Origin of the sequence: Pontibacter pamirensis, assembly GCF_010015475.1 — a bacterium.
Lineage (GTDB): Bacteria > Bacteroidota > Bacteroidia > Cytophagales > Hymenobacteraceae > Pontibacter > Pontibacter pamirensis.
Map to the genome: position 1 here is coordinate 1 of NZ_SSNI01000072.1, position 9,474 is coordinate 9,474.

General features: G+C 47.4%; 9 protein-coding genes. 1 reads left to right on the plus strand and 8 read right to left on the minus strand.

Features of this window, described 5'->3' with window-relative positions; genetic code table 11:
* Positions 1–220: 220 nt before the first annotated feature.
* From E1919_RS26345 to E1919_RS26375, 8 genes are all read right to left on the minus strand, one after another.
* A complete protein-coding gene (locus E1919_RS26345; RefSeq protein ID WP_162056390.1) occupies positions 221–1,048 on the minus strand; it encodes a hypothetical protein in 828 nt (275 codons plus the stop codon).
* Positions 1,045–1,221, minus strand: a complete 177-nt coding sequence (locus tag E1919_RS27425) for a hypothetical protein (protein WP_202916004.1) — start codon at positions 1,219–1,221, stop codon at positions 1,045–1,047. The genes E1919_RS26345 and E1919_RS27425 overlap by 4 nt, the downstream gene beginning before the upstream one ends.
* Positions 1,221–2,306 (minus strand): toxic anion resistance protein, encoded by a 1,086-nt coding sequence (locus tag E1919_RS26350; protein WP_162056391.1) that lies wholly within the window; start codon positions 2,304–2,306, stop codon positions 1,221–1,223. Before E1919_RS26350 ends, E1919_RS27425 begins: the two co-directional genes overlap by 1 nt.
* Positions 2,307–2,311: 5 nt before the next feature.
* Positions 2,312–2,752 (minus strand): hypothetical protein, encoded by a 441-nt coding sequence (locus E1919_RS26355; RefSeq protein ID WP_162056392.1) that lies wholly within the window; start codon positions 2,750–2,752, stop codon positions 2,312–2,314.
* A gap of 611 nt (positions 2,753–3,363) precedes the next feature.
* Positions 3,364–4,038: a porin family protein gene (locus E1919_RS26360; protein ID WP_237144873.1), complete on the minus strand. Its 675-nt coding sequence runs from the start codon at positions 4,036–4,038 to the stop codon at positions 3,364–3,366.
* 711 nt (positions 4,039–4,749) lie between these two features.
* Positions 4,750–5,580: a hypothetical protein gene (locus tag E1919_RS26365; protein ID WP_237144874.1), complete on the minus strand. Its 831-nt coding sequence runs from the start codon at positions 5,578–5,580 to the stop codon at positions 4,750–4,752.
* Positions 5,581–5,838: 258 nt separating this feature from the next.
* The gene (locus tag E1919_RS26370) at positions 5,839–7,014 is read right to left on the minus strand and encodes a serine hydrolase domain-containing protein (RefSeq protein ID WP_162056393.1); all 1,176 of its coding nucleotides are present in this window, start codon (positions 7,012–7,014) and stop codon (positions 5,839–5,841) included.
* A gap of 205 nt (positions 7,015–7,219) precedes the next feature.
* Positions 7,220–8,104 (minus strand): Rieske (2Fe-2S) protein, encoded by an 885-nt coding sequence (locus tag E1919_RS26375; protein ID WP_162056394.1) that lies wholly within the window; start codon positions 8,102–8,104, stop codon positions 7,220–7,222.
* A gap of 578 nt (positions 8,105–8,682) precedes the next feature.
* Between E1919_RS26375 and E1919_RS26380 the strand changes: the two genes are divergently transcribed.
* Complete coding sequence (locus E1919_RS26380) at positions 8,683–9,345, plus strand: protein NO VEIN domain-containing protein (RefSeq protein ID WP_162056395.1); 663 nt, start codon at positions 8,683–8,685, stop codon at positions 9,343–9,345.
* The last annotated feature ends 129 nt before the right edge of the window (positions 9,346–9,474 follow it).

The following is a 9,474-nucleotide window of genomic DNA, read 5'->3' on the forward strand; positions in this document are numbered from 1 at the left end:
TGGCCCTGAACATCGCTCGAAGAAGCGGGTTTCTTTCAATGAAAGACGCTACCATGGCCTTTGCTAATAAAATTACGCTGATGACTAAGTACATTAGAACTTAACGACCCTGCCTTCAAAGGGGGACTTACTTTAATGGGGACTTTTCGGTGCTCGCTTTTGTCTACTGTCCTGCGTCTTTTGTCCTTTTTGTAAAGCACCTGTTGGCATCAGAAAATTCTCACCGACTTTTCCTGTAAGTTCTGACTGGGAAGAGGTGGCAGTCTTCGAGGATGAGGGCGTAGGGGGAGCCGTTCCAGTGGATGACAGGGATCATTTCTGCAGGTGGGGAGGTGTTGTGGGTGGGGATAAACACCATGGCGTTGCCGAGGTAGGCAAGGCTGTCGATGCCGAACCGCTCGGATACGTAGTCGATAAAGGCTTCTTTCTCTTCCGGGGAGGAAGTAAAGCCAATCTCATTTGAGACCAGGCCTCCGGATATGTTTTCCCTGAGGTATACAATTTTGGAATAGGTGTTGATGGAGATTTGGGGAATGGTAAGCCCAGGCACTTCTAATTTAGCTTCGTTCAGGTCTGCGAAAGCACGCTCGCTGGTCTCGCGATTGGCCTGCAGTGCTGCCTTCACTTCTTTCCTGTCTTTGCGGAAGGTGACGGACGCCACTTTCCGGATAATACCGTCTGCTCTGGCTGCTGCCCGTTTAAGGGCAGCGGCCTTGGCATAATGCTGCTGGTGCGCATCAATAATTACTGTGAAGGTATTCAGGAAATGATCGGTGTGCTGCAGGTGGAACAGCTCCAGCTCATGCACTCTTCTCCTGTCAATCAGGTAGCTGTGTATTTCTTTTGTCTTATGGTATACTGCCTCTATCTTGTCTGCGTGCAGCGTACCACTGTAGCGGTTATGCAGCTCCTGGAGTGCCGTTAGCCGCTTTTTTGAGTCTTTAATATAGTGTACGTCCTTCACCTCTATACCTTCCGGGGTCCCGACAACGGTTCTGTCGCCAGCCGCGCCGTTTAGCCCGAAAAGGGAACGCCAGAAATTCGTCATGTACTAAGTATCTTTTTAAGATGCTGCGTTTCTATCTCGACCTGTATGGCATCAGACGCTTTCAGTTCCTCATAATACCCGTCCAGATTTTGTATATACAGATCAAGGAGCTCCTCCTGCTCGTCGGTCAGGATTGTTTTGGAAGTTTTCTTTTGATCTTTATCTTCTGCCATTATTCTGTCTCAATTTTCTTTGATTTGCCGAACGTGCCGATGATTTTGTTGTTTAGTTCTTCCTGCACCTGGGCGAGCTCTTTCACGGCATCAGACCGCTTCTTGCTTCCTTCTTCCGATATTTTTAAAACGGCGTCCAGCGTCTCCACCATATCCTTGTTCACCTTTTTCAACGTATCCACGTCCACGATGCCGCGTTCGTTTTCTTTGGCGGCACTCACCACGTTGGTCTTCAGCAGCTGCGAGTTCTTCAGCAGCATTTCGTTGGTGGTGTCGGTAACCTTTTTCTGTATTTCCAGTGCCTTGCGCTGCTTCTCCAGGCCCAGGGCAATGGCCACCTGCTGTCGCCATACGGGTATCACCGTCACAATTGAGTTCTGGATTTTCTGGGCCAGCACATCGTTGGTAGTTTGGATCATGCGGATCTGGGGCATCGACTGGGTGGCGATGGTATGGGAAAGCGTCAGGTCATGCACTTTCTTTTCGAGGCGGTCTTTGAAGGCGATCATGTCGCTGAGGCGCTGCACGATGAGCTCGTCGTTGTCGCTTGCCTCTGCTTCAGATTTCAGCTTCGGAATTGCCTCGTTCTCCAGCTCCTCAATCTTCATCTTACCGGCGGCAATTACGGCCCGCACCTCGTGTATGTATTCCACAGCCTGGTTAAACATCACGTCCAGGCTGGTGGAGTCTTTCATGATGCTCTGCCGTGTTTTCTCCAGCTTAATCACCACATCATCCACGTTCTCGGCAATGCTGTTATACTGGCTGGCCAGGCGCTGCGACCTGTCCTTTATTTTGTTCACGAAAGGAAGGCGGGAAAGAAAGCCCTTTTTCTCCTCTTCGTCTATCTTAATCATGTTCACCTGTGTCAGCAGCTCATTAATGGCGGTACCGGCATCGCCGGAATCCTTGGCTTTCACTTTGGTTAGCAGTTCGTTTGAGTAATATCCCAGCTTGCGCTGCGTTTCCACCCCAAAATTGGTCAGGGAATCGGGTTTTGAAAAATCAATGGTTTTAGAAATTTCCACTGCTCTTTGCTGTTGCTGCTCTTTGTTTTCGGCAGCCGGAATATTGGTATTTTCCATGGTTTTTATTCTTCGGGTTGGTGATTGCGTAGGTTATCTAAGGTGTTCAGGTGATTTTTTATATGTTCGTGACGCTCTGTTGTTTCATACCATTCAATATCGTTTAAAGGCAGGTAATCTCCTAATAATTCCCGCACCTCTTTCAACAGGGCCTCCCCTTTCCTTGTCCTGAACTCCGGGTTCTTATAGTAGGCTTCCAGGTACTCCACCTTCACCTGCCCCCCCTGCGTAACTGCCAGTTCCTTTACTTCTATCACCAGTTCTGAGGATTTATGCTGTTCTGTCACAATAGTGCGGTATACGCCTTTGTTCCCCTGCTCCAGCACAGCCACGCAAACTTCCCTGGCTTTCGTTATTTCTTTTTGCAGGCGGTGATTGGGTTTTACATAGTGGCCGATAACGTACCCGAGGAGTGCCGCCAGAATGAATGTCCAGAATACTAACATAGGTAAGGTTTGGTTTTTATTTTTTTATACGAGGAACAATGTCATCCCGCCGACTTGAGGGCTCATCAGCCTTTTTTGAATAGTAAGCAGTTCATATACTTAACGCTAATTCCGATGTTTTCATATCATCTTTTGTCTAAGCTAGCGTAGTGGCAGTTCATCCAACGACTCATGGATAGCCTTTTTCATAGATTCTGTCTTTGCGCTCCACTCCCGCGAGGGCGCGTTTTCCTGCTCAGCGCTGTGTACATTTCCTGCCTAACGGCTGCCACTAGCGTGGCACCGGAAATCTACAAGGCGCTTCACAGAAAAACTGGAAAGGATTTACGCCTTCGGATTTAGAGTTAATTTTGAAAAAACATAAAACGTCTGGAATAAACGCTTTACGTCTGCTTACCCTGTTATCATGTAAATTTAAATTAGCAGCGGCAATGCAACAAGCCATTGGCGACCTGAAAAAGCAGATTCCCCGCCTTGGACTCCAAAGGGGGCCCCTGCACCCCCAGGAGGGGCCAGGGGTGGTTTGACCTGGTAAAGCACAAACAGCCACAAAAAAAGCCAGCCCTGCCCGATGGGCAAGGCTGGCTGCTATAATAGGCCGATAGCTTTGTTTAGTTACCGTAAGGGAAACGAACCCCCAGTGTCAGCATGAACACAGAGTGGCGCGCGTTGGCCAGGTCTCCTTCGAAGTATGTTTCGCTGTCTTTCACAAAATCAGTGAAGGCGCCGTTGTAGCGTACGCCCAGGCTGATGCCGTTGCGTGCAGCAAAGCCAATACCGGCGGCATAGCCTACCTCAAAATCAGAAAGGCCTTCTTTGCTTTGATCGGCTTCCGAGCTGGCAATCAGGTTTCCGTTGCCGTCATAAATTTCGGTCTCGTTGTTCACGCCTAGCAGGTAGCTCAGTTGCGGCCCCATCTCAAAGTAAAGCGGACCGGCGTTAATGTGCGCCAGCACCGGCAGATCCAGGTAGTTGTAGTTCACGCTGCCTTCGCGTCTTCTTTCCTGCAACAGCAGCAGGTTTCTGTACTCCTCGCCACTGTTCTTAAAGCCTTTTCTGGAATACAGGAGCTCCGGCTGAATAGAAAAGAACTCTTCCACTACCGGGAAGTTTAAAGTGACACCTCCATGAAAGGACACCTTATTCTCAAACATATTTTCATCACGCAAATCGCCGGACAGGTTCGACAGGTTCGCTCCTCCCCTTACACCAAAACTGGCTTGCGCCTGGGCTGCAGAGTATGAACCGACCATCAGCGCAATTGCAAAAAATAGCTTCTTCATCATAATCGTATTGTATTAGGTTGGTTATTAATCGGCCTATATACGGGCAAATTTATATGGGAGGACGCAATAAATTGTATATATTTTGAAGGCGCACGACACTAAAACACCTCATACATTTCATAGTCAATGATTTAGCTGCACAAATTTACTAAGCATTTCCCCATTTATAGAGCGCCCACTAAGGCAGCAGATAACCGGAAATGCCATTCCTTGCGATAAAATGAAACAGCCGCTTCCCGGATGAGGTAAAGCGGCTGTTTTGTATCAGGTAAAAACCAGTTCTTCTTCCATAGCTTGTAAAGGCTGCCTGGCTGTTATCGTCTATTTAAATTTTATAACTCAAGTTGCGATTATTTTTGCAGCTGAAATTAACCCACCCCTAACCCCCTATGCCGTCATCTTCAGGCGAAACAGTAGCTATACTGTCATTTCGAACGCAGTGAGAAATCTGGGTTATTTCATGGCCATGCAACATTCCAGATTTCTCACTGCGTTCAAAATGACAGTATAAAGTTAAGTTGACAGCATCGCCCCTAACCCCTCCGAGGAGGGGAATCTTCCTTCCAGGCCGAAATTCCCCTCTTGGGAGGGGCAGGAGTGGGTTTTAGAAGGTAGCGGAACAGTGAAATGGGCACAACGCAACCAGAGTTTTATATATAAAAGTGGCATGAGTATTCTCCGCAGAGGGCGAAAGAAATGCTTCCCTCACGCCTATCGTTCATAAGTATAGCTATCTATAAAAGCAGGCACGTGCGGGTGTGTCTCCAGCTTTGTGTACCGTTGCTGCGGCATGCCGGATTCGTGGTAAACATAGGTATAGCGTTCCACATCACGAAAGCCCGGGTTATTTTCAAAAAGTTTCACACCCGGCAGGTACACTTCACTTTCGGCGAAAGGCACAGGGTTGGGTTTGTCATCATAGCTGCCCCAGTATATGGTAGATGATGTGCCCAGGTCTTCTATCCTGTTACTGGTCGACCATGCCTGCACAATTTCCGTCAGGTTACCGTTTGCATCATACTTGTATTCCGCAATTCCGAGCCTGCCTTCGTCGTAGCGGGCGTAGCTCATGGTAGTCTTTTTCACCAGCTTCTCTCCGCTGTACTCAAAGGTGTAATGGTAGTTGATAAGGTTCTCTCCGTAATAGCGAATGGCCTCTACCACTTTATCACCTTCGTAGGTATACAGTAGATAATTGGTACCACCCTTGAAATTGAGCCGAACAGGTTTATCTCCCTCATACACGACCATATAGCCCAACGTTGGCTGGTCTGAATAGCTCACCTCTACCAGCCGGTTTTGAGCATCGTACCGGAAGATTCTCGTTCCCAATTGCGTGAGCAGGCTGTTGGCAGTTACAGGCGGAGGCGTGTTGTCGGTGGGTGGCGGGGTTGTCGGAGTTGTTGGCGGTGGTGTACCTGTAGAAGGTTGACCTGGCGTGGAAGGTAAAATTTCTTCTTTGTCGCAGGAGGAAAGGAAAACGGATAGGCTTAGTCCTGCAAGCAGCACAAATTGGTTTGGTTTCATGATATTGATTTTCATAGGTTTATTTTGACTGATAGACCTGGCCGGTACCAGAAGCGTTGCCTGCTGAAAAAATATTTTTTGAAACTTAACCTTTTGTTTGAGAAAAGATATCGGCACCAAGTGCAGGAAACGAACACGACACAGGCAGCACCTCTGCCACCGGGAGTTTCAGGCGCAGTAACAGGCACGTTGCAGGAAAAAAGCATATCAAAACGTAAGCATCTTTTGGATGAATCAGGCTGCACCATAAAGATTAGCTGGCGGTATTCTTTTCTATTTCTGGTCGTAAGGGATATAGTTCTGCCAGTACCAGGGGGTGTAGGTATCGCCGATGGTGGTTTCGAGCAGCTCTTTGAAAATACTTTCGGCGTTGTCGCTGTTGCTGAGGATGATGATGCCGGTGCCCTGCTCCGGAAATATAATGGAGTAATGCTGGAAACCGTTGCCATGCCCTTCTTTAAAAGCGCCCGTACCGTAAGGCGACTGCAGCAGCCCCCAGCCCAGGCCATAGCTTAAGGCGATGGCATCGTTGGCGGTGGTGTCGCGCGCGCTCAAAGGGCCGAACTGCTGCACAGACCGGAGCCTGATTTGAGGGCTGAACATTTCCTTTGTAGTAGCGGGTTTCAACAGTTTGTTCTGAAGCACTGCCTGCGTGAACATGGTATAATCATCCAGCGTGGTTTCGAGGGTGCTGGCGGACCTGGCTTCGTTGTCCTTGTCCTTTTCATAGAGCTCTCCTTTCGTATTATGCCCCACCACATAATCCTTGTCAAACCGCGGCTGCCAGGTATACGACGATTGCGTCATACCTACGGGTGCAAAGATTTTCTCCTGCATGAGTTCCTCCAGTTCCTTGCCTGTCATATATTCCAGCACCACCTGCAGGTATACCATTCCCTCCCCTGAATAAAGATACGTTGTGCCGGGGGTATGCTTCACCTTTATCTTCTGGTCTTCCTCATACCACCTCCAGTTAGGAAATCCGGTGGTATGCGCCAGGCACATTCTGGCGGTGATGTCTTTGTATAACGGGACATGCTCCAGGTCGCGGAAGTCGTCGTGCCATTTTTTGGTGGGGGTATAGGCGTAAATGGGTTTGGGCAGATACTCCTGCAGGGGCTTGTCCAGGTCCAGCACCCCCTCCTCTACCAGTTTCATTACGAGCACTGCAAACACTGCTTTGCTCAGCGAAGCACCATAAAAGTTGGTACTGGTTTTTATCGGCTCCTTTGTATCGCCGCGCTTATAGCCAAAGGTCTTTTTATACACCGGTTCCTGCTTGTTGAAAACCGTGATGGCCAACCCGTGTACATCCGCAGCATCCACCAGCGCCTGGATCTTTTGGTCTAGCGCCGCAGCGGTAATTTTGCTTCCATCCAGTTTGGTGATGGTTTGGGCCTGAGTTGTGAAGGGTAGAACAGCAAGGAGAAGGAAGTACAGTTTTTTCATCTTAGCAAAAAATGAAGCAGCAAGCATACAAAGATTTACCATCTATGCTCCAGCAATACAAAGAAGAACAGGAATTTGCCTTAGACTCCGCAGCGCCCGAAGTTTCTGCGAGCATCTGATACAGTATTATATTCTTTGTTCCATGAACACGCTTGTTGTCTGGAAAGGCAGTGACCTGTCCGCGCCATCATCCGCTCTATTAGCTTTATTTATTAGGGGCTCGAACCTCAATCTGGCCATTTCTTACCCGTACTTCAAACCGGGGCTGCGGCTCTGTTGCCGGACCATGTACCACGCTGCCGTCTTCCAAAGAAAAAACAGAGTCGTGCCACGGACAGCGCACGCGGCCACCGTCCAGCAGGTCACCTTCTGAGAGCGGGCCGCCCAGGTGTGAGCACGTGTGCGCCAGTGCGAATATCTCCCCGTTCTTTCGGGCAAGAAGCACGGGAACTTCTCCGGCTTTGACACAACGCATGGAATTTTCGGCTAACTCCTTTTCCGGTAAAACAGAGACAAAGTTTTCCGGATATTCTGCAGCCGTAGCCGTGTGATCTACGCCTACCTGCTTGCCAAACACAAGATGCCCGCCCAGGTAGGCACCAACACTCACCACGCCATACCCCAGCATAGAGAGGCCAATAGCAGTTCCGCGGGTCTTTTTGCGCCGGCGAAGCAACAGCGACGTAACGTAAAGAGCGGTCGCACCTGCATTCAGCATACCATGCATCAGCCCAAGTTTCTGCCTTTCCTTGGTCGTGCCGGTCCAGTCGGCAAGGCCTGTTACTGCCGCACCTACTGCTCCTACCAGGCCAACTGCCACAGCGGCATCGGCACCGGGCGCATACTTTTTCTTCCCCATCAGCTCCATCGTATCCAGCACGGCGGCCGTCGTCCAGGACCCAATAGGAACATCTGTTAGAGCAGGATGCAAGGGATGGCCGAGCCAGGTGCCGTGCAGCAAATCTTTAACCTGCTGACCGGCTTCTCCCCGTGCTTCAAAAGCATTGAGAACCGCAGGCTGTACAGCGTCTCCTGCCGTTTTAAGCCACTCCTGTTTTTCAATGGCGTCAATGATTGTATTCTGCCCCATTTGCTTTATCTCATTAAGATTAGGATTATAGAGTTGTGAACGCAGATAGCGGCAGGAGGTTTAGCATACTATCCCGTAAGTTCCAAAGGCAACCGAGCAAACAAGAACTGTAACGGTGAATGAGGAGAACGAGAACAAAAGTGAATATATAAAAAGCCGAAATAGGTGCTCTTATTCGAGTATTAATCAAACAAGAAAGTCCCATGCATTTAGAAGCAGAGGGCTTCTTAGTTAACTACTATCAAGCTATAACGAACAACAATGTCTTTAGCCTGGCAAATCAGTTTTGATGCGCGGATCAAAGAAGAAGTCTTCTGTTGATTTTATTTTGATTCTTGAAAAGTCAGGATGCCGTGTATTCAATATGTAGTTAAACTCTTCCGGTATGATAGACGATGAAACGCCTAGCACTGGGGAGGTGTGCTAGACAGTCTAAGAATTATTTTTATATTAGCTAAATCAAATATTATTAAAATAACTTAGCTCCATAGAAAAAAGCTTCTAGCTTATACTAGCATAATTTTAGTGAGTGATTTCATGCTAAAACTAGATAGAAAATCGGTATAAAAATTAGCCTTATGGGAAATGACTGGAAAGAGAATGAGGTAAGATTAATTGTTGAAGACTACTTTTCGATGTTAGAAAATGAGTTAATAGGCAAGTCTTATAATAAGACGCATCATAGGAATGAATTAAATTCTTTATTGGAAAATAGAACCCCCGGAGCGATTGAATTTAAACATCAGAACATAAGTGCTGCATTGATAAAACTCGGTTTACCTTACATCAAAGGATATAAGCCCCTGTGGAAATATCAACATATTATTGAAGATGAAATAATTAGTTATTTGTCCATACAAAAAACATCGATCGAGCCAAGGTTTATTCAATTCGCAGAATCGAAGAATATCCCGGTTCACAACATAAACTTTCATTCACTTATTGACACTCCTCCAGAGAGAAGAAAGATGCTGTCTGAACCAAAAGTCAATTATGAAAGGAAACCTATCAAAGTGAATTACTTAGAAAGGGAACAGAATAACATTCACTTAGGGGAAAGAGGAGAAATGTTAGTTCTGAAATATGAAAAATGGAGATTGACAGAACAAGGTAAAAATACTCTCGCAGACAGTGTTGAGTGGATTTCTAATAGTGATGATAGTGCTGGTTTTGATATTCTTTCTAAAAATGAAGATGGTTCAGATCGTTATATAGAAGTTAGAGCATGTTTAAATTTGTAACATTCTGATTTTTAGTCAATCCGGTTAAGAATGAGCTGACAATTCTGCCATAGTACCCATGCTTCTGCGCTTTTAGTGGTCTTTTCATGGTCTTTGTCGAGCCTTCTAGAGAAGTTGAACAGGCCGAAG

What these genes read in the sequence shown, in the direction of transcription:
- E1919_RS26380 (WP_162056395.1), top strand. Translation starts at nt 8,683, where the DNA reads ATGGGAAATGACTGGAAAGAGAATGAGGTAAGATTAATTGTTGAAGAC.
- E1919_RS26350 (WP_162056391.1), bottom strand. Translation starts at nt 2,306, where the DNA reads ATGGAAAATACCAATATTCCGGCTGCCGAAAACAAAGAGCAGCAACAG.
- E1919_RS26365 (WP_237144874.1), bottom strand. Translation starts at nt 5,580, where the DNA reads ATGAAAATCAATATCATGAAACCAAACCAATTTGTGCTGCTTGCAGGA.
- E1919_RS27425 (WP_202916004.1), bottom strand. Translation starts at nt 1,221, where the DNA reads ATGGCAGAAGATAAAGATCAAAAGAAAACTTCCAAAACAATCCTGACC.
- E1919_RS26375 (WP_162056394.1), bottom strand. Translation starts at nt 8,104, where the DNA reads ATGGGGCAGAATACAATCATTGACGCCATTGAAAAACAGGAGTGGCTT.
- E1919_RS26360 (WP_237144873.1), bottom strand. Translation starts at nt 4,038, where the DNA reads ATGATGAAGAAGCTATTTTTTGCAATTGCGCTGATGGTCGGTTCATAC.
- E1919_RS26345 (WP_162056390.1), bottom strand. Translation starts at nt 1,048, where the DNA reads ATGACGAATTTCTGGCGTTCCCTTTTCGGGCTAAACGGCGCGGCTGGC.
- E1919_RS26370 (WP_162056393.1), bottom strand. Translation starts at nt 7,014, where the DNA reads ATGAAAAAACTGTACTTCCTTCTCCTTGCTGTTCTACCCTTCACAACT.
- E1919_RS26355 (WP_162056392.1), bottom strand. Translation starts at nt 2,752, where the DNA reads ATGTTAGTATTCTGGACATTCATTCTGGCGGCACTCCTCGGGTACGTT.